We start from the raw sequence: 24,034 nt of genomic DNA, 5'->3' as shown, positions 1-24,034 counted from the left end.
GAGGATGAGGGTGTAAAGAGTAACGCCCGGGATTATAGACGTCAATACATCTGGACATCTAAACTTCTTTGCGTATAGATTGAGCAACAGAGCAATACCCGCTAAAATTATGGCGTTAATGAAGATGTCCGGCAGATCCGTTGCGTGAAGCAGTTAAGCGCAAGGCGACAAAATGAACAATGCCGCAGGGCAAATCGTGAGATATCCCTGTAAAATGACGACATTTATTTAGTGAGAACAGTGAAAATCGGGCATAATCACACGGTTTTCAGTATTTTATTTTTTGATAAATTTAAGGTGTCCCATGGCTGAGTGGAACGGCGAATATGTCAGCCCTTACGCTGAACACGGTAAGAAAAGCGAACAAGTTAAGAAAATCACGGTATCCATTCCGCTGAAAGTCCTGAAAATTCTCACCGATGAACGCACCCGTCGTCAGGTGAATAACCTGCGTCATGCGACGAACAGTGAATTATTGTGTGAAGCTTTCCTGCACGCGTTCACCGGTCAGCCTTTGCCGAATGACGAAGACCTGCGTAAAGAACGCAGTGACGAAATCCCGGAAGCGGCGAAGATCCTGATGCGTGAACTGGGTGTTGATCCTGATACCTGGGAATACTGATCGCGGCTTCGCGATAATGGGCTGAAAGACCGTGCGAACCCGTCGCGCGTTTTTTCAGTGCATTTACAGGAAGTGAAACTTCGTGAGAATGAAGTTTTGTCTGGCGGGAAGTTGAAACAGCAGGCAACAAAAAAGGCGCCAAAGGCGCCTTTTTTTGCTCTCAAGCGTAGCTTATTTGCTGCTTGGAACGCTGAAACGCTTGTTGAAGCGGTCAACGCGGCCACCGGTAGCCACTTCACGTTGCTTACCAGTGTAGAACGGGTGGCATTCGCCACAGACGTCCAGGTTCAGATCATGACCCACAGTTGAGTGAGTTTTGATAACGTTACCGCATGAGCAAGTTGCAGTAACTTCTGTATATTTAGGGTGAATACCTTGTTTCATGGAAACCTCTTCTTAAGGCCGCGTCGCTATCCAACCCTGTTCTGTCAGACACCACGCGTAGTGGATGATAGGCTTTGAATGCGAAATGCACCAAAGGCGGCGAATCATACAGAATCTCTGAGAACCGCGCAATGATGTTCATGCATTTCGAAGGACACAGTGTACACTATCTCGTCATTTTTTTATAGTCTGGACCCACAATGCCTGTTGCCCACGTCGCGTTACCTGTTCCACTCGCCCGAACTTTCGATTACCTCCTGCCGCCTGGATTACAGGTTTCTCAGGGGTGTCGGGTCAGTGTGCCTTTCGGTAAACGCGATGCTATTGGCATTGTCACACGCGTCAGTGATTCCAGCGAATTTGGCCTGGAAAAGCTGAAACCGGTCCGCGAAGTCCTCGACCGGTCCAGCCTGTTTACGCCCGATCTGTGGCGCATCCTGCTCTGGGCTGCCGACTATTATCATTTCCCCATTGGCGAAGTGTTGTTTCACGCGCTGCCAGTGCTGTTACGGCAGGGGAAACCCGCTGAACTGACGCCGCTCTGGCAATGGTTTGCCACAGAACAGGGGCGCGCCACGCCGCTCGACAGCCTGAAACGTGCGCCGAAACAGCAACAGGCGATGGCCGCGCTGATTCAAAAACCGCTGTACCGCCATCAGGTTGTCGATCTCGATCTGACCGACACGGCCTTGCAGGCGCTTCGGGCGAAAGGGCTGACCGATTTGCGCAGCATCGCCCCTGCCGCGCAGGACTGGCGCAAAGATTTCTCCGTCGTGGGCGAACGCCTGCGTCTTAACACCGAACAGGCTACCGCCGTCGGCGCCATCCGCAGTGAAGATCAGCAGTTCTCCGCCTGGTTACTGGCCGGGGTGACGGGTTCGGGTAAAACCGAAGTGTATCTGAGCGTGCTGGAAAATATTCTCGCGCAGGGTCGTCAGGCGCTGGTGATGGTGCCGGAGATCGGCCTGACGCCGCAAACCATCGCGCGTTTTCGCGAACGTTTCAGCGCACCGGTGGATGTCTTGCATTCCGGCCTTAATGACAGCGAGCGCCTTTCCGTCTGGCTGCGTGCGCGTAATGGCGAAGCCGGAATTGTGATCGGCACGCGCTCGTCGCTGTTCACGCCGTTTGCGCGTCTGGGCGTCATCATTATCGATGAAGAACACGACAGCTCTTATAAGCAGCAGGAAGGCTGGCGTTATCACGCGCGGGATCTCGCGGTATATCGCGCCCACGCGGAAAACATTCCCATTATTATGGGGTCGGCAACGCCTGCGCTGGAAACGCTGCACAACGTGGAACTGGGCAAATATCGCCTGCTGAAGCTGACCAAACGTGCCGGGAACGCCAAACTTGCGCGGCAGAATTTGCTGGATTTAAAAGGCTTACAGCTAAAAGTCGGGCTTTCTCAGCCGCTGATACAGCGCATGCAGGAACACCTTAAGGCCGACAATCAGGTCATGCTGTTCCTTAACCGACGCGGCTATGCACCTGCCCTGCTGTGCCATGAATGCGGTTGGATTGCCGAATGCCAGCGCTGCGATCACTATTACACGCTGCATCAGAATCAGCGCCAGTTACGCTGCCACCATTGCGACAGCCAGCGTGCTGTGCCGAATCAGTGCCCGCAGTGCGGATCGACGCAACTGGTGTCGGTCGGTGTCGGCACTGAGCAACTGGAAAACGAACTGGCACCGCTGTTCCCTGATACGCCGATCACCCGCATCGACCGCGACACAACCAGCCGCAAAGGCTCGCTTGAGCAGCATCTGAATGAAGTGCATCGCGGCGGCGCACGTATTCTTATCGGCACGCAAATGCTGGCCAAAGGCCATCACTTCCCGGATGTCACGCTGGTCTCGCTGCTGGACGTTGACGGTGCGCTGTTCTCGGCAGATTTCCGTTCAGCAGAACGTTTTGCCCAGCTTTATACCCAGGTTTCAGGCCGTGCCGGTCGTGCCGGAAAACAGGGGGAAGTGGTTTTACAAACGCATCATCCTGAACACCCGCTGTTGCAGGTTCTGTTGCATAAAGGCTACGACGAATTTGCAAAACAAACGCTTGCTGAGCGCAAGAGCGTCTTTTTGCCGCCTTACACCAGCCACATTATGATCCGCTCTGAAGACCACGATAATCAGCAGTCGGCGCTGTTCTTGCAGCAACTGCGAAATCTGCTGGAATCCAGCCCGCTGAAAGATGATTCGTTGTGGATTTTGGGGCCGGTACCTGCACTGGCAGCCAAGCGCAACGGGCGTTTCCGCTGGCAACTGTTATTACAGCATCCTTCACGCCGCGTTTTGCAGCATCTGATCAAGAGTTCTCAGCCGCTGATTGCCAGCCTGCCGCAGGCTAAAAAGGTGAAATGGACGCTGGATGTCGATCCAATCGATAGCTAATCCGCATGAATAGTCAGGATTTCTGCGTGATGGATCGAAAAAAGCATCTGCGTCACACTTTTAATGCAAATTAGGTAACAAATCCTACTCACATTCTGTTTAGAATGTGATGAGCTACACATCACGGGTAGCCAGGTGAGGAATGTTGATGTTGTTGTGTCAGTTTGATGCTGTTGCAAGGAGAGATGCGTTGGAGCACAAGAAAGAATTACCCGCCGCAACAATGAAAGATGTGGCAGAACAGGCAGGCGTTTCAACAGCAACGGTATCCCGCGCGTTAATGAATCCGGAAAAAGTCTCCGCCTCTACCCGTCAGAAGGTCGACCAGGCAGTGATGGCCGTAGGGTATTCTCCACATGCCTTGTCCCGAAACCTGAAACGTAACGAATCGCGAACCATTCTGGTGATCGTCCCGGACATCTGCGATCCGTTTTTTGCCGATCTGATCAAAGGGATCGAACGCACCGCCGCCGAAAGTGGTTATCTGGTGCTGATTGGCGATTGCGCCCAGCAAAACCAGCAGGAAAAAACCTTCATCAATCTGATCATCACCAAACAGATTGATGGGATGTTGCTGCTCGGTTCCGATTTACCTTTCGACGCCAGCAAAGAAGAACAACGGAATCTGCCGCCGATGGTGATGGCCAATGAATTTGCGCCAGAACTGGAACTGCCGACCGTCCACATTGATAACCTGACTGCCGCGTTTGAAGCGGTACATTATCTGCTGAATCTGGGCCATCAGCGCATTGCCTGTATCGAAGGGCCGAAACATATGCCGCTGTGCCAGTACCGCTCACAAGGTTATATTCAGGCGCTGCGCCGCAATGGGATCAGCGTTGAAAATGCCTTAACCGCTCAGGGCGATTTTAGCTACGAATCCGGCGCGCAGGCAGTCATTGCGCTGATGTCGCTGCCTTCCCCGCCCACGGCTATCTTCTGTCATAACGATATTATGGCTATCGGCGCGATGTTCCAGGCGAAGAAAATGGGCCTGCGCATTCCGCAGGACTTGTCGGTGGTCGGCTTCGATGACATCAAAGCCAGCCAGTTTACTGACCCTCCGCTGACCACCGTCGCCCAGCCAAGATTCCAGCTGGGTCGTCAGGCTATGTTATTATTACTGGAGCAGTTACAGGGAAATCCGGTACAAAACGGTTCGCTTCTGCTTGATAGTGAGCTGGTGGTGCGCGAAAGCACGGCCGCCCCGAAAACATGATTCAGTTTTTGGTTTGTTATATATGCAGGGTTAAGTAACATGACGCACTTCTTCATTCATCACGACACAGCGAAACGATAGTGGCACAAAGAGACTATGTAAGCCGTGGGCGCTCAGGAGCGCGGCGGAAAAGTACCAGCCGGAGTAAAAAACGCAGTTCCACAACGATCTCCAAAACCATGGTGGTGTTAGCCGTTGCGGTACTGGTGGTGTTTGTCGGTGGCCTCTATTTTATTGCGCACAATAAACATGAAGAAGCGGCGGTACTGCCGGCGCATGCTGTTCGTCCGGGTAACGGATTACCGCCTAAGCCTGAAGAGCGCTGGCGTTACATCAAGGAGCTGGAAAACCGTCAGATGGGCGTCACCACGCCGACTGAACCGACGGCCGGTGGTCAGGTTGAATCTAAAACGCAACTGACGCCGGAACAGCGACAACTTCTCGAACAGATGCAGGCCGATATGCGCCAGACGCCGACACAGCTGTCTGAAGTGCCGTATAACGACCCGAGTCAGGTCGCAACGCACCCGGCTCAGACACAGCGTCAGGTTCAGCAACAGCAACAGCAGCCGACTTATGCCCAGCAACAGCCGGTGCAGACGCCACCACGTCAGGTTCAGCAGCCAACGTATACGCCACAAACGCAGCCCGTTCGTGCTCCGCAAGCACAGGTACAAACGCAACCTGTTCAGCCAAAACCGAAGCCACAGGTCAAAGAGCCGGTAAAAGAAGTACCGAAAGAAGCGCCGAAAGAACAACCGAAAGCACAGCAACCGGCCGCCATCACACAGGCTGTGCCAGAGAAACCGAAAGAGCAGGAAAAAACCCAGCGCTTTATGGTGCAGTGCGGTTCATTCAAAGGCTCCGAGCAGGCGGAATCCCAGCGCGCCAAGCTGGCATTCGAAGGGTTTGAAGGCCGGATCACCATCGGCGGCGGCTGGAATCGCGTCGTGATTGGCCCTTATAACACTCGCTCAGGTGCAGACAGCACCTTATCCCGCCTGAAGAGCGCAGGCATCTCCGGTTGCATTCCCCTCGCAACCGGGGGTTGAAAACCCGTAATCCTTCCCCAATCTATACTTTCAATATGCCCCGTAAGTTTGTGAGACACGCAAAGTGTCCCACAAGCCTGCGGGGATCTTTTACGTCTGCAACGAGGAACCGCTCGTGACAACAATTGTAAGTGTACGCCGCAACGGCAAGGTCGTTATCGGTGGTGATGGCCAGGCCACATTGGGAAATACCGTCATGAAGGGCAACGTCAAAAAAGTACGTCGCCTGTATAACGACAAAGTGATCGCGGGTTTTGCTGGCGGCACCGCTGACGCTTTCACGCTGTTTGAGCTGTTCGAACGCAAGCTGGAAATGCACCAGGGACATCTGGTTAAAGCCGCCGTTGAGCTGGCAAAAGACTGGCGTACTGACCGTATGCTGCGCCGTCTTGAGGCGCTGCTGGCCGTTGCGGATGAAAATGCCTCGCTGATTATCAGCGGTAACGGTGACGTCATCCAGCCTGAAAACGACCTGATCGCGATTGGTTCCGGTGGCCCGTATGCGCAAGCCGCTGCCCGTGCATTGCTGGAAAACTCAGAGCTTGGCGCACGCGATATTGTGGAAAAATCGCTGAGCATCGCGGGTGATATCTGCATCTACACCAACCAATTCCACACCATTGAAGAATTGTCTTCTAAAGCGTAAGGATCGAAAATTATGTCTGAGATGACCCCGCGCGAGATTGTCAGCGAGTTAGACAGCTACATCATTGGCCAGGATAAAGCGAAACGTGCTGTGGCGATCGCACTGCGTAACCGCTGGCGCCGTATGCAGCTCGATGAAGCGCTGCGCCATGAAGTCACCCCAAAAAATATTCTGATGATCGGCCCGACCGGTGTCGGTAAAACCGAAATCGCCCGTCGTCTGGCCAAACTGGCTAACGCGCCGTTCATCAAAGTCGAAGCCACCAAGTTCACCGAAGTGGGCTACGTCGGGAAAGAAGTGGATTCTATTATCCGTGATCTGACCGACTCTGCAGTGAAAATGGTGCGTCTGCAATCCATCGATAAAAACCGATTCCGCGCCGAAGAAATGGCCGAAGAACGGATTCTCGATGTGCTGATCCCGCCGGCGAAAAACAACTGGGGCCAGGCTGACGAAGCACATGAGCCTTCTGCCGCGCGCCAGAACTTCCGCAAGAAATTACGTGAAGGCCAGCTCGACGACAAAGAAATCGAAATTAATCTGGCGGCTGCGCCTGCCGGTGTTGAAATCATGTCCCCGCCGGGCATGGAAGAAATGACTAACCAGCTGCAATCGATGTTCCAGAACATGGCAGGCCAGAAGCAAAAACCGCGCAAACTGAAAATCAAAGAAGCTTACAAGCTGCTGGTTGAAGAAGAAGCGGCGAAGCTGGTGAACCCGGAAGAGCTGAAAGAACAGGCGATTGAAGCCGTCGAACAGCACGGTATCGTGTTCATCGATGAGATCGATAAAATCTGTAAACGCGGCGGCCAGAGTTCCGGCCCGGACGTGTCACGCGAAGGCGTTCAGCGCGACCTGCTGCCGCTGGTGGAAGGCTGTACCGTTTCCACTAAGCACGGCATGGTGAAAACTGACCACATTCTGTTTATCGCCTCCGGTGCGTTCCAGACGTCCAGCCCGTCAGACCTGATCCCTGAATTGCAGGGGCGTTTGCCAATCCGCGTTGAGCTGCAGGCGCTGACGACAGAAGACTTCGAGCGTATTCTGACTGAGCCAAGTGCATCTCTGACACATCAGTACAAAGCATTGATGGCGACCGAAGGTGTGACCATTGATTTCACAGCTGACGGCATCCGTCGTATCGCGGAAGCGGCATGGCAGGTGAACGAAACCACCGAGAACATCGGTGCGCGTCGTCTGCACACGGTTCTGGAGCGTCTGATGGAAGATATTTCCTATGACGCCAGCGAAAGCAACGGTATCTCCATAAACATTGATGCAGATTATGTTAGAAGCCACCTTGATCAGCTGGTAGCTGATGAAGATCTGAGCCGTTTTATCTTATAATTTGCTCATACGTTCCGAAAGTGATCTTCAGGGAGGCGTTTGCCTCCCTGATTTTTTTTAGATTTCGGACTGACTGTTCACCTGAGCGAAATCACCTATGAGCACAATGACTCCCTGCACCCCGACCACGCCTGCCCGCGCATGGCTTGAAAGCCTGCGTCCTAAAACGCTGCCTCTGGCTTTTGCCTCCATCGTTATGGGTTCGGCGATTGCCAGCCTGCAAGGCGTTTTCCATCCGCTCATCGCGCTGCTGGCGTTGCTGACGGCCGGCTGTCTGCAAATCCTGTCTAATCTGGCGAACGATTATGGCGATGCTGAGAAAGGCAGCGATACGCCCGATCGCGTCGGGCCATTGCGCGGAATGCAAAAAGGGATGATTACCGCCGCCCAGATGAAGCGCGCAATTATCCTGACCATCGTGCTGACGCTCGTGTGCGGTATCGCGCTTATCGCAGTAGCCTGCCACAAACCGAGCGATGTCGTGGGCTTTGTCATCCTCGGCCTGCTCTCGATTGGCGCGGCCATCACGTATACCGTCGGCACGCGCCCTTACGGTTATATGGGACTGGGTGATATTTCCGTTCTGATTTTCTTTGGCTGGATCAGCGTCGCCGGGACGTTCTATTTGCAGGCGGGATATTTCGACTGGATTGTGATGCTGCCCGCCACCGCAACGGGATTACTCTCGACGGCGGTGCTGAATATCAATAATTTGCGTGATATCGAAACTGACCGCGCTAACGGCAAAAACACGCTGGCGGTTCGTCTCGGGCCGGTGAATGCGCGTCGCTATCACACGCTTATTCTGACCGCCGCCACGCTGTGCCTGGCCATTTTTTCCGCGGTACATTTGCACCACTGGACGGGATGGTTATTTATTTTAGCAGTTCCGATGCTGGTCATTCATCTGATCCGCGTGAGAAAGGCCAAAACGTCTCTGGAAGTACGTCCGCTGCTCGAACATATGGTGAAAACGGCGTTACTGACTAACGTGTTGTTTGCGGTGGGTCTGTTGCTCAATTGAGTAAAAGTGGCCGGGTGTGCGTTTATCCGGCCGCTTTTCACATTTAACAATTGATGATTTTGCCAACATCCGCCCGAAAGGGATATACTGAATACTCATGCAGCAACCAGATGAAATCCTATGAAATACGATACTTCCGAACTTTGCGACATCTACCATGAAGAAGTGAATGTCGTCGAACCCCTGTTCTCCAACTTTGGTGGCCGTACTTCATTTGGCGGGCAAATCACGACAGTGAAGTGTTTCGAAGACAATGGCTTGCTTTATGACTTGCTGGAAGAAAATGGCCGTGGACGCGTTTTACTGGTCGATGGCGGTGGTTCCGTTCGTCGCGCATTGCTGGATGCCGGTCTGGCACGCCTGGCGTTGCAAAATGAATGGGAAGGCATTGTGATTTACGGCGCGGTTCGTCAGGTTGACGATCTGGAAGAACTGGATATCGGCATTCAGGCGATGGCAGCAATTCCGGCAGGCGCGGGCAGTGAAGGGATCGGCGAAAGCGACATTCGTGTCAATTTCGGCGGCGTAACCTTCTTCTCCGGTGACCATCTTTATGCCGACAATACCGGTATTGTGTTGTCCGAAGACCCGCTCGACATCGAATAACCTTGCGCTTTCAGCAACAAAAAAGGACGCCGTGGCGTCCTTTTTTATTTTCAGGCCGAAGTCATCAGACTTCTTCCATTTTTCCCAGCAGTGCACGCAGACGATCCTGCCACACGTGCTGTTCTTCTTTCAGCTGTGCATTTTCACGCACCAGCGATTCGTGGTTACCACTTGCCTGCTGAACTTCCTGAGACAGGGTATTGTTTTGTTCTTTCAGTTCTTCGATTTCCATCTGCAAAAGAGTAATGGTATCGATCGCTTGCTGAACTTTAGCTTCTAATTTCTCAAATACTTCAAATGACATTTTTCGGTCCCCTTATGTTCGCAAGGCGCACATCTTATGTTCTGCCGCATCATCCGGACACGGCTCATGAATTCCTGCACTCCGTCGATTTTGATAACGAATTCAAACCAAATTCAGGTCTGATTTGCGCCAAAGTCTTGTAAAACCAGCGGGTGTCTTACCGGGTGATTGTATGTAGCCAGCTTTGCCCTGTCTAGCAAGAACCCCTTCCTGCACGCAGTCTGTTGCAATTTTACAGCGCCCGGTATCAGGAAATGCTTAAAAAGCAGCGTCACTCACCAGAAATCCCCGTTAATACCGCATATCCTTATCCGGCCTGTTGCTATGTTCGTTTCACCTACCCGTGCCCGGAAAATGTTAAATCGTGGCCTTTTTGCCGTTCGCGATGGTCCGGTAATACGCGAAATCGCTCATTTTTATGACATGACACGCAAATTTTGATTTCGCTATTTCTCGTTTATGCTCGTTAACGATAAATTCACATTACGTTCTCATTTAATGATGAACGTCAAAATCCGATTACGTTCGCGTACGACATAACAAAAAACTATAACCAATCATTAACATCATCCTTAGCAGGATCAAACTATGAGCCAAACCATGAGTTCCACATTAAAAGGTCAGTGCATCGCTGAGTTTCTGGGTACCGGGCTTATCATTTTCTTCGGTGCAGGCTGTGTTGCTGCACTGAAACTTGCCGGAGCATCCTTTGGCCAGTGGGAAATCAGTATCGTCTGGGGTTTCGGTGTGGCCATGGCCATTTACCTGACTGCGGCGATCTCAGGCGCACACCTGAACCCGGCTGTCACCGTCGCGCTATGTCTGTTTGCAAACTTTGAAGGACGCAAAGTTCTGCCTTACATTATCGCGCAGGTCGCCGGTGCCTTCTGCGCCGCTGCACTGGTTTACGGCCTTTACTACAATCTGTTCTACGATTTCGAGCAAACTCACAACATGGTACGCGGCAGCGTAGACAGTCTGAGCCTTGCCGGTATCTTCTCGACGTATCCAAACCCGCACATCAGCGTGTTGCAGGCGTTCCTGGTTGAAACCGTGATCACCGCCGTTCTGATGTCGCTGATCCTCGGCCTGACCGATGACGGCAATGGCCTGCCGCGTGGCCCGCTGGCTCCGCTGCTGATCGGTATTCTGATTGCGGTGATCGGTGCATCAATGGGGCCACTGACCGGATTCGCACTGAACCCGGCGCGTGATTTCGGACCGAAACTGTTCGCTTACTTCGCAGGCTGGGGCAAAGTGGCATTCACCGGTGCCCGTGATATCCCTTATTTCCTGGTACCGATTTTTGGTCCGCTGCTTGGCGCTTGTCTGGGTGCTGTCGGCTATAAAGCGTTGATTAGCCGTCATCTGCCACACCAGATTAACGAACCGGCAGCAGACAAAGCGTCGCAGCCAACCAAACAGCGCAAAGCCTGATCGGCTAAACTGTTCCACAGCTTACTCATTTGCAGGATGAATATTATGTCAGCAGATACGACTCACGAAAAAAAATACATTGTCGCACTCGATCAGGGTACGACCAGCTCACGCGCTGTAGTGCTGGATCACGATGCCAATATCATCAGCGTTTCTCAGCGTGAATTTACCCAGATCTACCCTAAATCTGGCTGGGTTGAGCATGACCCGATGGAAATCTGGTCATCGCAAAGCTCGGTACTGGTTGAAGTGCTGGCCAAAGCCGACATCAATTCTGATCAAATCGCCGGTATCGGTATCACCAACCAGCGTGAAACCACGATTGTGTGGGAAAAAGAAACTGGCAAGCCGATTTATAACGCGATCGTGTGGCAATGCCGTCGTACTGCTGATATCTGTGAAAAGCTGAAAAAAGACGGGATGGAAGAGTACATCCGTCACAACACCGGCCTGGTGGTTGACCCGTACTTCTCCGGCACCAAACTGAAATGGATCCTCGATCACGTAGAGGGCTCCCGTGAACGTGCTAAACGCGGCGAACTGCTGTTCGGGACTGTCGATACCTGGCTGGTCTGGAAAATGACGCAGGGACGTGTTCACGTGACGGATTACACCAACGCATCACGTACCATGCTGTTCAACATCCGTGATTTGAAGTGGGATGAACGCATGCTCGAAGCGCTGGATATTCCGCGTGAAATGCTGCCGGAAGTCCGTCCTTCTTCAGAAATTTACGGCCAGACCAACATCGGGGGTAAAGGCGGTACGCGTATTCCTATCGCCGGTATCGCCGGTGACCAGCAGGCGGCGCTGTACGGCCAGCTGTGTGTGCAACCGGGTATGGCAAAAAACACCTACGGCACCGGCTGCTTCTTGCTGATGAACACCGGCACCGAGGTTGTGGAATCGAAAAATGGTCTGCTGACCACTATCGCCTGCGGCCCGCGTGGTGAAGTGAACTATGCACTGGAAGGCGCAGTGTTTGTCGGTGGCGCATCGATCCAATGGCTGCGTGATGAACTGAAACTGATCAGCGACGCGACCGATTCAGAATACTTTGCCGGTAAAGTGAAAGACACCAACGGCGTTTATGTGGTGCCAGCCTTCACCGGCCTCGGCGCGCCTTACTGGGATCCGTATGCCCGTGGCGCCATCTTCGGTCTGAGCCGTGGTGCGAACAGCAACCACATCATCCGCGCTACGCTGGAGTCTATTGCTTATCAGACCCGCGACGTGCTGGATGCCATGCAGGCTGATTCCGGTGCCCGTCTGCAATCCTTACGCGTGGACGGCGGCGCAGTTGCCAACAACTTCCTGATGCAATTCCAGTCAGACATTCTCGGCACTCGCGTTGAACGTCCGGCTGTGCTGGAAGTCACCGCGCTGGGTTCTGCATTCCTTGCAGGTCTGGCCGTCGGTTTCTGGAACGATCTGGAAGAAGTTCGCAGCAAAGCGACCATCGAACGTGAATTCCGCCCTAGCATCGAAACGACGGAACGTAATGTCCGCTATAAAGGCTGGCAGAAAGCAGTGGCACGCGTTCGTTCGTGGGAAGATCACGACGAATAATCCCGTCAGTTTTACGCCAACACCTTTTATGAAACTCCCCATCCGGGGAGTTTTTTTATGCGCCCTTCCCACTGTGCTAAAATCTGCAGCACAGATGAGCCTTGCCTCACCGAACGCTTTCTTTTCTTCCAACAGGTTTTCCAATGAAACGTGAATTAGCAATCGAGTTCTCCCGCGTGACCGAAGCTGCCGCGCTTGCCGGTTATAAATGGCTGGGCCGTGGCGATAAAAACCTCGCCGATAACGCCGCCGTACAGTCCATGCGCATCATGCTCAACAAAGTCGATATCGACGGCACGATTGTGATTGGTGAAGGTGAAATCGATGAAGCACCGATGCTGTATATCGGTGAAAAAGTCGGTACCGGCAACGGTGATGCAGTCGATATCGCGGTGGATCCGATTGAAGGCACGCGCATGACCGCAATGGGTCAGTCCAACGCGCTGGCGGTGCTGGCGGTGGGCGATCAGGGTTCTTTCCTTAACGCACCTGATATGTACATGGAAAAAATCGCCGTCGGTCCGGGCGCAAAAGGCGCTATTAATCTGAATCTGACGCTGGCGGAAAATCTGGCGAATATCGCCAAAGCCCTGAATAAACCGCTGACCGAGCTGACCGTCGCCGTACTGGCGAAACCGCGTCATGACGATGCAATCCGCGAAATGCTGACCGCCGGTGTCCGCGTCTTTGCATTTCCGGACGGTGACGTGGCGGCGACTATTCTGACCTGCATGCCGGAGAGTGAAGTGGACGTGCTTTACGGCATTGGCGGCGCGCCTGAAGGCGTGATTTCCGCCGCCGTTATCCGCGCGCTGGATGGCGATATGCAGGGACGTTTACTGGCGCGTCATGACGTCAAAGGGGATACGCCGGAAAACCGCCGGATTGGCGAAGAGGAACTGGCGCGCTGTAAAGCGATGGGTATCGAAGCCGGGAAAGTGTTGTTGCTCGATGATATGGCGCGTAACGATAACGTGATTTTCTCAGCGACCGGAATTACCAAAGGCGATCTGCTGGAAGGCATCAGCCGTCAGGGAAATATGGCGACCACCGAAACACTGCTGATTCGTGGCAAATCCCGCACCATTCGCCGCATCAGTTCGACGCATTATCTCGACCGCAAAGACACCGCACTGCACGAATTTATTATCTGATCGACGGCCTTCCGGTCATCAAAAAGCAGGGCTTTGCGCCCTGCTTTTCCATTTCAGACCACGTGACCTTCATGTTGACTGCGGTTCGACATCGGCCACCAGCACAACAAAATCAGCACGGCCATCGCAAACATCAGCAGACCCAGACTGAACTGACCGGTTTGCGGCAACATCGCTGACATCCACGCCACCAGCCCTGACCCCATATTCTGCAAACCGCCCACCAGCGCCCCTGCCGCACCCGCCAGATACGGAAATGGTTCCATTGCGCCGGTCGTCGCCAGCGGGAATAACATGCCTGCGCCGAAGAAAAACAAAGACGCTGGCACGATCAGCGTCCAGATATTCATAATGCCCAGCCAGCCTGGGATCCACATCAATAGCCCCGCAAGCAGACAGCTGATAACCGAATGCCACATCAGTTGCTGGAAGCTCTTCTCCGTGCGCCCGGCATACCAGGCACCAAAAAACGCGGCCGGGATCGGCAGGATAAACAGAATGCTGACCATCACACCGCTCAGCCCCAACACGCCGCCCATCAGCACGCCGCAGCTGGCTTCAAAAACCGCCACGCCCGCCAGCGCGCCGACCAGCATCACCAGATAACGGCTGAAATTAGCGTCTGCCAGCAATAAACGCAGGCTGCTCAGCATCTTGCGAGGCGGATGATCAGCGGTAAATTCCGGGCGGGTTTCCGGCAACCAGCGGTACATCGAAAACGCGACGCCTGCACACAAAATCAGTAAGAAACCGAAACTCGCCCGCCAGCCCAACCACGCAGCCAGCGCCCCGCCGATAACCGGCGCTAACAGCGGGCTGACCAGAATCCCCATATTCAGCAAACTGTTGGCGTGGCGCAAAGCACCACCGCTGTATAAATCGCGCGGCATGGTTCTCGCCATCACGCCCGCCACGCCGGTGCCCAACCCCTGCACGGCGCTGGCGGCAATCAGCATATTCAGGCTGGAAGACATCATCGCGCCTGCTGCGCCAACCAGGAAAATCATCAGGCCGGTGAGGATCACCGGTTTGCGGCCCACATTGTCGGACAACGGGCCATAAATCAGCTGCGAGCCGCCGTAGGTCAGCAAATAAGCGGCCATAACGCGCTGTACTGACCCCGGTTTGACGGCCAGACTGGTCGCCATATCGGCGATGTTCGGCACATAAATGGTCTGCGCCATCTGACCGACCGCCACCAGCAAAATCAGCATCACAAGCAGGTGAATATTTTCCATATTTTTCATTTTTCAGTTCGTTATCAGATAAGGTTGGGAATGTGCAGAACAAATAACCAGTAAAACCGCCGATAATACGGCGGCGCATAAGTTAACAAATTCAGATGAATAAGCGAGGGTTGAGACAAACTCTCCTGATATTTTGCTGGCAGCGGCAGGAGCCAGATCTGTAACGCAGAATGTACAGAAATCGATACCGGCTAACGGACGCAGAACAGGCTGATAACATTTAACCGATAAGCGATCCGAAAAATTTGAAATAAAATCAGCGCATAAATTCGCTATGCATGACGAAATCAGAAACGACGGGAGTTTTTATGGCTGATTGGGTGACGGGAAAAATCAAAAAAGTTGAGCACTGGACGGACAATTTGTTCAGCATCACGGTCAATGCGCCAGTCGACTCTTTTACCGCAGGTCAGTTTGCCAAACTCTCTCTGGAAATCGATGGCGAACGGGTTCAGCGCGCGTATTCTTACGTTAATCCGCCTTCGAGCAATGACCTGGAATTTTATCTGGTCAACGTACCGGAAGGAAAACTCAGCCCGCGCCTGCACGTGATGCAGCCCGGTGACGAAATTCATGTCACCAAAGAAGCCGCCGGTTTTTTCGTGATTGATGAAGTTCCGGAATGCAACACCCTGTGGATGCTGGCAACCGGCACCGCCATCGGGCCTTATCTGTCGATTTTGCAGGAAGGAATCGGGCTGGCGCGTTTTAAAAATATCGTGCTGGTTCACGCCGCGCGTTTTGCCGCCGATCTCAGCTATTTACCGCTGATGCAGCAATTACAGCGGCGTTATGAAGGCAAACTGCACATTCAGACCGTCGTCAGCCGTGAAGAGATTTCAGGCTCGCTGACCGGCCGTGTTCCGGCGCTGATTGAAAGCGGCAAGCTGGAAGCGGCTGTCGGCCTGAAGATGAACGCGGACGACAGCCACATCATGCTCTGCGGGAACCCGCAGATGGTTCGTGATACCCAGCAGGTGCTGAAAGACTTGCACGGCATGCGTAAACATCTCAAACGCAAACCGGGCCACATGACCAGCGAACATTACTGGTAAGCGTGTTTTATGCGGATTTAAATTTGACGTCTTCCGGTTCCGGGCCAAAACGATTTGTGCCCGGTGTCCCCACGAAAGCCCCGCAGTCGATAATCAGCATGATGAAAATCACCGAAGGCGCCAGCCGCCCTAATACCCAGCTCCACGTCTGCGGCATCGCGGCGGCCCAGTTTCCGGCCACCAGCATCCAGGCCAACACAAACAACAGCGCCCACCAGGCTGATTTATTACGGTCATGCAACCTTTTCACCAGCACAGCTGCTGTTGGCCACAATAAAACCACCAGCGCGAAACCGGCGGTCTGATAGGTAATCCAAAGTTGCGCGGCAAAGAAGAAATCGGCGACCATCAGAACCAGCCAGCTGATCATCCAGAGCCAAAAATCGCGGCGGCCCAGGCGGCCGTTAAAAGAAAACAGTGCGTGCTGTAACGTCATTGAACGTCGGTTCCCTAAAACAATGAGAGGAAAATGTTAAAACAGAGCGAGTGTACCTGATGCGCAATGGCGCGAGAATGTTTACGCACTCCTTTTGACATTGCCCCCCGATCACCGCTTTAATCGGTCTGTTGAAACAAAATAAGAAACGCCCTATGACTGTTGCTAAATCGATTTTACAGATGGTTTTGCCCGTATTGCTGATTCTCGCGGGCCAGAACACTGCCCTTGCCGATCCGCCGGCGGACCATTCCGGCGCAGAAGAGATGCCGAAAGCCCCGTATCTTCTGGCAGGCGCACCGACATTCGAAACGACGCTGATTAACTTCCGCGCCAAATACAATGAAGCGAATCCGACCCAGCAGATTGGCGAATTTCGCGCAATCACTGAACCCGCCAACAGCTCGCTGACCCGCGCAGCCAGCAAAATTAACGAAAATCTTTATGCCTCCACCGCGCTGGAAAAAGGCACCGGCAAAATCAAAACGCTGCAAATTACCTATTTGCCGATTCAGGGCCCCGAAGAAAAGGCCGCACGCACGCTGGCTGTCCGCTATATGGCAAACCTGATGCGCCAGTTTGATGCCACGCTTTCCCCTGAACAAAGTCTGGCGAGAGTGACATCCCTGATTGAAAAAGGGAAAGGTCAGCAATTTTATAAACAGGAAGTCGGGGCGGTGCGTTTCGTGATTTCAGACAATGGCGAAAAAGGCCTGACGTTTGCCGTTGAGCCGGTAAAACTGGCGCTGGCTGAGCCCTGAGATGACGGTTTTTAATGACAAAAAGCAAAGCCTTTATGGTCAATGACCTCTATACTGTTGGACAGGTAATCTGCTTGTTTGGCAGAAATTTTAATCGACACTCGCGTCCCCTTTTGGAGGAAAAAACATGCGACATCCATTAGTGATGGGTAACTGGAAGCTTAACGGCAGCACCCACATGGTTAACGAACTGATTGCTGCTCTGCGTACTGAGCTGAGCACCGTTGTAGGTTGTGGCGTTGCAATTGCTCCACCAGAAGTTTACCTGTCACAGGCTAAACACGCTCTGGCCGGCAGCCGTATCGCGCTGGGTGCTCAGAACGTTGATGCTAACCTGTCTGGCGCATTCACCGGCGAAATCTCTGCCGACATGCTGAAAGATATCGGTGCAAAATACATCATCATCGGTCACTCAGAACGCCGCACTTATCACAAAGAAAGCGACGAATTCATTGCTAAGAAATTTGGTGTGCTGAAAGAAGCGGGTCTGATCCCTGTTCTGTGCATCGGTGAAACTGAAGCAGAAAACGAAGCCGGTAAAACGGAAGCCGTTTGCGCTAAGCAACTGGACGCCGTGCTGAACACTCTGGGCGCGAAAGCATTTGAAGGCGCAGTGATCGCTTACGAACCTGTTTGGGCTATCGGTACAGGCAAATCAGCGACCCCGGCTCAGGCTCAGGCCGTTCACAAATTCATCCGTGACCACATCGCGAAACAAGATGCTGCAGTTGCTGAACAAGTTATCATCCAGTACGGCGGTTCTGTTAACGCAGCTAATGCGGCTGAACTGTTCACCCAGCCAGACATCGATGGCGCACTGGTTGGCGGCGCATCACTGAAAGCTGACGCTTTCGCGGTGATCGTTAAAGCGGCTGCAGAAGCAAAACAAGCGTAAGCCTGTTTCTTCTGAGCACAAAAAACCCCGGAATCCCGGGGTTTTTTATTGCCTGTAAAGCAGGATTAACGCTTGCTGATTTGGTCAAAAATCCCGTCAGTCGCGAAGTGATCTTTCTGCGCCTGAGCCCATGTTCCGGCCACTTCACCAATGGTGAACAATTTCAGTTTAGGGAATTCAGCATCGAATTTTTTCTCAACAACCGGATCACGCGGACGATAGTAGTTTTCAGCCGCAATGGTCTGGCCTTCCGGTGAATACAGGTACTTCAGATAAGCTTCCGCCACAGTGCGCGTATCACGCTTATCAACCACTTTATCCACCACAGAAACCGTTGGCTCTGCCAGAATCGATTCGCTAGGCGTCACGATTTCAAACTTGTCTTTGCCGACTTCTTTGGTAGCCAGCAAAGCTTCGTTCTCCCATGCAATCAGCACATCACCAATACCGCGTTCCACAAAGGTGTTTGTTGCGCCACGGGCACCGGAATCCAGCACTTCCACGTTTTTATAGAGCGCTTTCACAAAATCCTGAGCTTTCGCTTTGTCATTGTTGTTGTGGTGCAGGGCATAACCCCACGCAGCCAGATAATTCCAGCGTGCGCCGCCAGACGTTTTAGGGTTCGGCGTGATTACTGACACGCCCGGTTTGATCAAATCATTCCAGTCGTGAATTTGTTTAGGGTTACCCTTGCGGACCAGGAATACAATGGTCGACGTGTAAGGTGCAGAGTTGTCTGGCAGACGGGTAATCCAATTTTTATCAATACGACCGCGTTCAGCGATAGCATCCACGTCATACGCCAGCGCCAGAGTCACGACATCCGCTTCGATACCGTTAATGACGGACGTCGCTTGCTTGCCTGAACCGCCATGTGACTGACGGACGGTGACGGTATCACCGGTTTTACCCTGCCAGTATTTGCTGAATGCTTTGTTGTATTGTTCATAGAGCTCACGGGTGGGATCGTACGACACGTTCAGAATCTGAATATCTTTGGCAATCGCCCCGGTTGCAACCAACAGTAATGCCAGACCTGCACCCCATTTACGCATACGCATCGCACTCTCTCCCAGAAATAGTTTCTATGAATTTCATTAATTTGTTCGGATGAACAGAGCGTGCCAGAGAAAAAGAAAACAACTAAAGAATAAAAGGTTTTTTTCTATTACTTTCTGGAATAACCAGAAACAGGTCAAAAAAAAACCTCCCATGAAGGAGGTTCTTAGCGTCAGGCAACAATCTGTTTTTAGAACAGTTTTTTCGCTGTGTCGTACCAGTCTTCTTTGAACTTACTTTTCTTGTTCTCCGGAGAAATACACACGGAGATCAGTTCGTGAACCATTTTTTCGTTTTGAACACCGACGCAGTAACCGCCTTTGCCGTAGTCACGACCTTCTTCCATCAGGAGGTCAACCGCGTAAGCCCCCATGCGGGACGCTAAAATGCGGTCATAAGCAACCGGTGCGCCACCACGCTGGATGTGGCCCAGTACGGTGCCACGGGTTTCACGGCAGGTTTCTTTCTCGATGTATTTAGCCAGCTCATCGATATCATCTAACTTTTCAGTGATGGCGACGATAGCGTGCTTTTTACCTTTCGCGATGCCGGCTTTGATTTCAGCAACCAGATCATCACGTTTGAATTCGACTTCAGGAATGGCGATAAATTCGCAACCACCGGCAATGGCCGCAGCCAGAGTCAAATCGCCACAGTAACGGCCCATGACTTCAACGATAGAAATACGCTGGTGAGAAGACGAGGTGTCACGCAGGCGGTCGATAGCTTCAACCACGGTGCCCAGTGCAGTGAAGAAACCGATGGTGTAGTCAGTACCGGCAACGTCGTTGTCGATAGTGCCTGGCAGGCCGATACAACGGATGCCACCTTCTTTGGTCAGCAGGTCAGCACCGGCATAAGAACCGTCACCGCCGATAACGACGAGACCGTCGATACCGCGATCTTTCAGGTTCTGCAGGGCGACTTTACGCATGTCCGCATCACGGAATTCAGGAAAACGCGCTGAACCCAGGAAAGTACCGCCGCGGTTTATCATGTCTGAAACGCTATAGCGGTCGAGTTCTCTCATGCGGTTTTCGTACATGCCGAGGTAGCCATCTTCAATACCGAAAACTTCCAAACCTGCTGATAAAGCCGCACGCACAACGCCACGGATAGCAGCATTCATGCCCGGGGCATCGCCACCGCTTGTCAGTACACCAATTTTTTTGATCATGACTACCTCTGAACTTGTAGATGCAATTTCTTAAGAATCTTGAGCCTGCCTGTTGGGCGGATTTAACTTATGCAGCCAAAGGGCTTATTAGCGTTTGAGCCTATAGTATAACAAAACACCGTAGCTGAATTGATTCAAGTCAGCAAGAACACGCATACAACGCCCTGTACATCGCAATTTACTGATTCATACGGCTTTTACAAGATATTTCCGGTTGGTTACGTGCAGATTTCCATCTTGTTAATTCCCGATTTTTGAAACAATTCCAAATTGCGGACAAAAAAAACCCCACCTTTCGGTGGGGGAAGACAGGGATGGTGTCTATGGCAAGGAAAAACAGGGATCTTACTCGGTCGTGCTGGTACTACTCGTCTTCTGGGCAGAAGGGGGTTGTAATCCGGAAAGCTGTGCCTGCATTTCTTTCATGCGTTGCTCATGCTTCTGGTTCAGTACATATTTTTGCTCAGGCGTCAGAAGGTTAAACATCTGGTTGCGGATGCGGGCCATTTCAACCTGGCGATCCACCTGTTCCTGAGCCATTAATTCGGCTTGGGCCCTTACAGCGGCCTGATCAAATTTTTCAGCGGTCACCAGCCTGTGCATAGTTTCGACTTGTTCTACATTTACATGAGGCAAATCTTTACGGGCCTGATGCATTAGGTCGCGCATTTGTTGGCGCTGTTGCTCTGTCAGATTCACACCGTCAAACAGTGTGTTGCGTTCCTGAGGCTTATCCAACAACGTGCTATCATGTTCTGCTGGCATCGCCGACACTGGTTTTGCGCCATCTGCTAAAACGACACCTGAACTCAGCGTCAGAAGCGTGGCCAAACCCATTGAAGCTGCCTTAAACATCACATACTCCTGAAGTCTTTATCGCTTATCGCGAATCATTAAAAGCAGTCTAAACCTGCTGCTGCAAACAAGCGTCAGTGCTTGTAAAAGTACGTAAAGTCATGGAATAGCGGCAATTGATGACGTATTTTGCGTCTAGAGGTAAATACAATGAATAAAATTTTGTTAGTTGATGATGACCGTGAACTGACTTCACTTTTGAAAGAATTGCTCGAAATGGAAGGCTTTAATGTTGTGGTTGCTTACGACGGTGAGCAGGCATTAGAGAAAGTCGATAATACCATCGACCTTTTGCTGCTTGACGTCATGATGCCGAAGAAAAACGGCATTGAAACCCTTAAAGAATTACGCCAGCGTCACCAGACGCCGGTGATTATGCTGACCGCCCGTGGCAGTGAATTAGACCGCGTTCTCGGCCTCGAACTGGGCGCCGATGACTATCTGCCAAAACCGTTTAACGACCGTGAACTGGTTGCGCGTATCCGCGCTATGTTGCGCCGCTCCAACTGGAGCGAACAGCAACAAACCAATGAAAACAATGGCTCGCCAACGCTGGAAGTCGACGGACTGCAACTCAATCCGGGTCGTCAGGAAGCCAGTTTTAATGGCGAAGCGCTGGATTTAACCGGCACCGAATTTACCCTGCTGTATTTATTGGCAAAACATCTCGGTCAGGTCGTTTCACGCGAGCATCTGAGCCAGGAAGTGCTGGGCAAACGCCTGACGCCGTTTGACCGTGCTATCGATATGCATATCTCCAATTTGCGCCGTAAATTGCCCGATCGTCAGGACGGGCATCCGTGGTTTAAAACCTTGCGTGGACGCGGTTACCTGATGGTTTCTGCTTCATGATAAACAGCCTTACGGCACGTATCTTTGCCATTTTTTGGTTCACATTAGCGCTGGTGCTGATGTTGGTATTGATGGTGCCGAAACTCGATTCACGCCAGATTACGCCGTTGCTCGATAACGAACAGCGGCAAGGTCTGATGATAGAACAACATGTCGAAGCCGAACTCGCCACCGATCCTGCCAATGACCTGATGTGGTGGCGCAGGCTGTTCCGCGCGATCGATAAGTGGGCGCCGCCGGGCCAGCGTTTGTTGCTGGTCACCAGCGAAGGCCGCGTCATCGGTGCGCAGCGCAATGAAATGCAGATTGTGCGTAACTTCATCGGTCAGTCTGACAACTCCGATCGTCCGAAGAAAAAGAAATATGGCCGCGTCGAAATGGTGGGGCCTTTTTCTGTTCGTGACGGCGAAGACAACTATCAGCTTTACCTGATGCGTCCGGCCAGCAGCTCTCAGTCTGATTTCATCAATCTGATGTTTGACCGACCTTTACTGCTGTTAATCGTCACGATGCTGATCAGCGCCCCGCTTCTGCTCTGGCTGGCATGGAGTCTGGCGAAACCTGCACGTAAGTTGAAAAACGCCGCAGATGACGTCGCACGGGGGAATCTCAAGCAACATCCTGAGCTCGAATCCGGGCCGCAGGAATTCCTCGCGACCGGTGCCAGTTTCAATCAGATGGTCAGCGCGCTCGAACGCATGGTGACTGCGCAGCAACGGCTGATTTCGGATATCTCACATGAACTCAGGACTCCGCTGACGCGTCTTCAGCTGGCAACCGCGCTGATGCGCCGTCGTCACGGTGAAGGCAAAGAGTTGCAGCGCATCGAAAATGAGGCGCAACGTCTCGACGGCATGATCAACGACCTGCTGGTATTATCGCGCAGTCAGCACAAGAATGAGCTGTCGCGGGAAACCCTCAAGGCCAATGAATTGTGGGCTGGCGTAATTGATGATGCGCAGTTTGAAGCCGAGCAGATGGGCAAAACCCTTGAAGTGACCTCGCCTCCGGGCCCGTGGAAGCTCATCGGTAATGCGGCTGCGCTCGACAGTGCACTGGAAAATATTGTGCGTAACGCTCTGCGTTATTCACATCATCACATCGCGCTGAATTTTGCTCACGATAACGACGGCATCACCATCACCGTGGATGACGACGGCCCCGGTGTCAGTGAAGAGGATCGCGAACAGATTTTCCGTCCATTCTATCGGACTGATGAAGCACGCGATCGCGAATCCGGCGGCACCGGCCTCGGACTGGCGATTGTGGATACCGCCGTTCAGCAGCACAGAGGCAAGGTTAAAGCCGAGGACAGCCCGCTGGGTGGCCTTCGTTTGATTATCTGGCTGCCGCTGCACCAGCGTTGAGTTTCTGCTATTCTGCGTCCCTCTATCAGGGGGACGCATGCTTAACATCGTTTTATTTGAACCAGAAATCCCGCCAAATACCGGCAATATTATCCGTTTGTGTGCCAACACCGGATGTCAGCTTCACCTTATCGAACCGCTGGGTTTCGGCTGGGACGATAAGCGTCTGCGCCGTGCCGGGCTCGATTATCACGAATTCGCTCACATCAAGCATCACGCAAACTACGACGCCTTTCTCAGCAGCGAAAATCCGCAGCGCCTCTTTGCATTGACCACCAAAGGTACGCCCGCTCACAGCGCCGTCAGCTATCAGGACAATGATTTCCTGCTGTTTGGCCCGGAAACACGCGGCCTGCCCGCGACGATTCTGGATGCGCTGCCTGCCAGACATAAGATTCGTATTCCGATGCTCGCAGAAAGCCGCAGCATGAACTTGTCGAATGCTGTATCTGTCGTGGTTTATGAGGCCTGGCGCCAGCTGGGATATCCGGGAGCTTTACTCAAAGAGTAAGCCGGAAAGGAAATGATGAAGTGAACGATGGCATGCAAGAACATGCCATCGGAAATCTG

Annotated in this window: 24 protein-coding genes; 17 read left to right on the top strand and 7 right to left on the bottom strand. The window is 52.6% G+C overall.

What is annotated here, in order from left to right; genetic code table 11:
* Positions 1–304: 304 nt before the first annotated feature.
* A complete protein-coding gene (gene metJ, locus ACM5QY_RS05025) occupies positions 305–622 on the top strand; it encodes a met regulon transcriptional regulator MetJ (protein WP_004392248.1) in 318 nt (105 codons plus the stop codon).
* A gap of 171 nt (positions 623–793) precedes the next feature.
* On the opposite strand, the gene rpmE is transcribed toward metJ, so the two are convergent.
* Entirely contained in the window at positions 794–1,006 is a 213-nt protein-coding gene (gene rpmE, locus ACM5QY_RS05020) for a 50S ribosomal protein L31 (RefSeq protein WP_104923998.1), read from the bottom strand.
* Positions 1,007–1,206: 200 nt separating this feature from the next.
* Here rpmE and priA point away from each other — a divergent pair, with 200 nt between their 5' ends.
* The 7 genes from priA to rraA all read left to right on the top strand — a co-directional run bounded on the left by priA (position 1,207) and on the right by rraA (position 9,296).
* Positions 1,207–3,402 carry a primosomal protein N' gene (priA, locus tag ACM5QY_RS05015; protein ID WP_416119496.1) on the top strand — a complete coding sequence of 732 codons (2,196 nt, stop codon included), beginning with the start codon at positions 1,207–1,209 and terminating at the stop codon, positions 3,400–3,402.
* 190 nt (positions 3,403–3,592) lie between these two features.
* Positions 3,593–4,621, top strand: a complete 1,029-nt coding sequence (gene cytR / locus ACM5QY_RS05010) for a DNA-binding transcriptional regulator CytR (protein WP_416122819.1) — start codon at positions 3,593–3,595, stop codon at positions 4,619–4,621.
* Positions 4,622–4,701: 80 nt separating this feature from the next.
* The gene (gene ftsN, locus ACM5QY_RS05005) at positions 4,702–5,673 is read left to right on the top strand and encodes a cell division protein FtsN (protein ID WP_416119495.1); all 972 of its coding nucleotides are present in this window, start codon (positions 4,702–4,704) and stop codon (positions 5,671–5,673) included.
* A 115-nt stretch (positions 5,674–5,788) separates the two neighbouring features.
* Positions 5,789–6,319, top strand: coding sequence for an ATP-dependent protease subunit HslV (gene hslV / locus ACM5QY_RS05000; protein ID WP_056774599.1), 531 nt, complete (start codon positions 5,789–5,791; stop codon positions 6,317–6,319).
* Between the two features lie 12 nt (positions 6,320–6,331).
* Positions 6,332–7,666 carry an HslU--HslV peptidase ATPase subunit gene (gene hslU / locus ACM5QY_RS04995; protein WP_416119493.1) on the top strand — a complete coding sequence of 445 codons (1,335 nt, stop codon included), beginning with the start codon at positions 6,332–6,334 and terminating at the stop codon, positions 7,664–7,666.
* 97 nt (positions 7,667–7,763) lie between these two features.
* Complete coding sequence (locus ACM5QY_RS04990; RefSeq protein ID WP_416119492.1) at positions 7,764–8,690, top strand: 1,4-dihydroxy-2-naphthoate polyprenyltransferase; 927 nt, start codon at positions 7,764–7,766, stop codon at positions 8,688–8,690.
* Between the two features lie 120 nt (positions 8,691–8,810).
* Entirely contained in the window at positions 8,811–9,296 is a 486-nt protein-coding gene (gene rraA, locus ACM5QY_RS04985; protein ID WP_152325023.1) for a ribonuclease E activity regulator RraA, read from the top strand.
* Positions 9,297–9,360: 64 nt separating this feature from the next.
* Here rraA and zapB read toward each other — a convergent pair whose 3' ends face one another.
* Positions 9,361–9,600 carry a septal ring assembly protein ZapB gene (zapB, locus tag ACM5QY_RS04980; protein WP_013577585.1) on the bottom strand — a complete coding sequence of 80 codons (240 nt, stop codon included), beginning with the start codon at positions 9,598–9,600 and terminating at the stop codon, positions 9,361–9,363.
* 588 nt (positions 9,601–10,188) lie between these two features.
* Here zapB and ACM5QY_RS04975 point away from each other — a divergent pair.
* The 3 genes from ACM5QY_RS04975 to glpX all read left to right on the top strand — a co-directional run bounded on the left by ACM5QY_RS04975 (position 10,189) and on the right by glpX (position 13,760).
* Positions 10,189–11,037 (top strand): MIP/aquaporin family protein, encoded by an 849-nt coding sequence (locus ACM5QY_RS04975; protein WP_416119491.1) that lies wholly within the window; start codon positions 10,189–10,191, stop codon positions 11,035–11,037.
* A 45-nt stretch (positions 11,038–11,082) separates the two neighbouring features.
* Positions 11,083–12,606, top strand: coding sequence for a glycerol kinase GlpK (gene glpK, locus ACM5QY_RS04970; RefSeq protein WP_104923990.1), 1,524 nt, complete (start codon positions 11,083–11,085; stop codon positions 12,604–12,606).
* A 143-nt stretch (positions 12,607–12,749) separates the two neighbouring features.
* The gene (glpX, locus tag ACM5QY_RS04965; protein ID WP_416119489.1) at positions 12,750–13,760 is read left to right on the top strand and encodes a class II fructose-bisphosphatase; all 1,011 of its coding nucleotides are present in this window, start codon (positions 12,750–12,752) and stop codon (positions 13,758–13,760) included.
* 53 nt (positions 13,761–13,813) lie between these two features.
* On the opposite strand, the gene emrD is transcribed toward glpX, so the two are convergent.
* On the bottom strand, positions 13,814–15,007 hold the full coding sequence (emrD, locus tag ACM5QY_RS04960) for a multidrug efflux MFS transporter EmrD (RefSeq protein WP_416119488.1): 1,194 nt from the start codon (positions 15,005–15,007) through the stop codon (positions 13,814–13,816).
* A gap of 308 nt (positions 15,008–15,315) precedes the next feature.
* Between emrD and fpr the strand changes: the two genes are divergently transcribed.
* Positions 15,316–16,062, top strand: a complete 747-nt coding sequence (gene fpr / locus ACM5QY_RS04955) for a ferredoxin--NADP(+) reductase (protein WP_416119487.1) — start codon at positions 15,316–15,318, stop codon at positions 16,060–16,062.
* Positions 16,063–16,069: 7 nt separating this feature from the next.
* On the opposite strand, the gene ACM5QY_RS04950 is transcribed toward fpr, so the two are convergent.
* Entirely contained in the window at positions 16,070–16,498 is a 429-nt protein-coding gene (locus ACM5QY_RS04950; protein WP_416119486.1) for a DUF805 domain-containing protein, read from the bottom strand.
* A 182-nt stretch (positions 16,499–16,680) separates the two neighbouring features.
* Between ACM5QY_RS04950 and ACM5QY_RS04945 the strand changes: the two genes are divergently transcribed.
* Both ACM5QY_RS04945 and tpiA read left to right on the top strand, forming a co-directional pair.
* Positions 16,681–17,259 (top strand): DUF1454 family protein, encoded by a 579-nt coding sequence (locus ACM5QY_RS04945; RefSeq protein WP_416122818.1) that lies wholly within the window; start codon positions 16,681–16,683, stop codon positions 17,257–17,259.
* Between the two features lie 127 nt (positions 17,260–17,386).
* Positions 17,387–18,154, top strand: a complete 768-nt coding sequence (tpiA, locus tag ACM5QY_RS04940) for a triose-phosphate isomerase (RefSeq protein WP_104923984.1) — start codon at positions 17,387–17,389, stop codon at positions 18,152–18,154.
* Positions 18,155–18,219: 65 nt separating this feature from the next.
* Here the strand turns inward: tpiA and ACM5QY_RS04935 are convergent, their stop codons facing one another.
* From ACM5QY_RS04935 to cpxP, 3 genes are all read right to left on the bottom strand, one after another.
* Positions 18,220–19,209: a sulfate ABC transporter substrate-binding protein gene (locus ACM5QY_RS04935; RefSeq protein WP_416122817.1), complete on the bottom strand. Its 990-nt coding sequence runs from the start codon at positions 19,207–19,209 to the stop codon at positions 18,220–18,222.
* Between the two features lie 194 nt (positions 19,210–19,403).
* A complete protein-coding gene (pfkA, locus tag ACM5QY_RS04930) occupies positions 19,404–20,390 on the bottom strand; it encodes a 6-phosphofructokinase (RefSeq protein WP_104923983.1) in 987 nt (328 codons plus the stop codon).
* A gap of 345 nt (positions 20,391–20,735) precedes the next feature.
* The gene (cpxP, locus tag ACM5QY_RS04925; RefSeq protein WP_416119485.1) at positions 20,736–21,245 is read right to left on the bottom strand and encodes a cell-envelope stress modulator CpxP; all 510 of its coding nucleotides are present in this window, start codon (positions 21,243–21,245) and stop codon (positions 20,736–20,738) included.
* Between the two features lie 150 nt (positions 21,246–21,395).
* Here cpxP and cpxR point away from each other — a divergent pair, with 150 nt between their 5' ends.
* The 3 genes from cpxR to trmL are packed head-to-tail and all read left to right on the top strand — an operon-like array spanning position 21,396 to position 23,975.
* A complete protein-coding gene (cpxR, locus tag ACM5QY_RS04920; protein WP_120133127.1) occupies positions 21,396–22,097 on the top strand; it encodes an envelope stress response regulator transcription factor CpxR in 702 nt (233 codons plus the stop codon).
* Positions 22,094–23,464: an envelope stress sensor histidine kinase CpxA gene (gene cpxA, locus ACM5QY_RS04915; protein WP_416119484.1), complete on the top strand. Its 1,371-nt coding sequence runs from the start codon at positions 22,094–22,096 to the stop codon at positions 23,462–23,464. The genes cpxR and cpxA overlap by 4 nt, the downstream gene beginning before the upstream one ends.
* A gap of 37 nt (positions 23,465–23,501) precedes the next feature.
* On the top strand, positions 23,502–23,975 hold the full coding sequence (gene trmL / locus ACM5QY_RS04910) for a tRNA (uridine(34)/cytosine(34)/5-carboxymethylaminomethyluridine(34)-2'-O)-methyltransferase TrmL (protein WP_101079903.1): 474 nt from the start codon (positions 23,502–23,504) through the stop codon (positions 23,973–23,975).
* Positions 23,976–24,034 lie beyond the last annotated feature (59 nt).

The sequence above is a fragment of the Rahnella sp. PCH160 genome (assembly GCF_047784855.1).
GTDB lineage: Bacteria > Pseudomonadota > Gammaproteobacteria > Enterobacterales > Enterobacteriaceae > Rahnella.
Note: the sequence above shows the minus strand (reverse complement) of the source record. Positions and strands in the feature narration are given on the sequence as shown.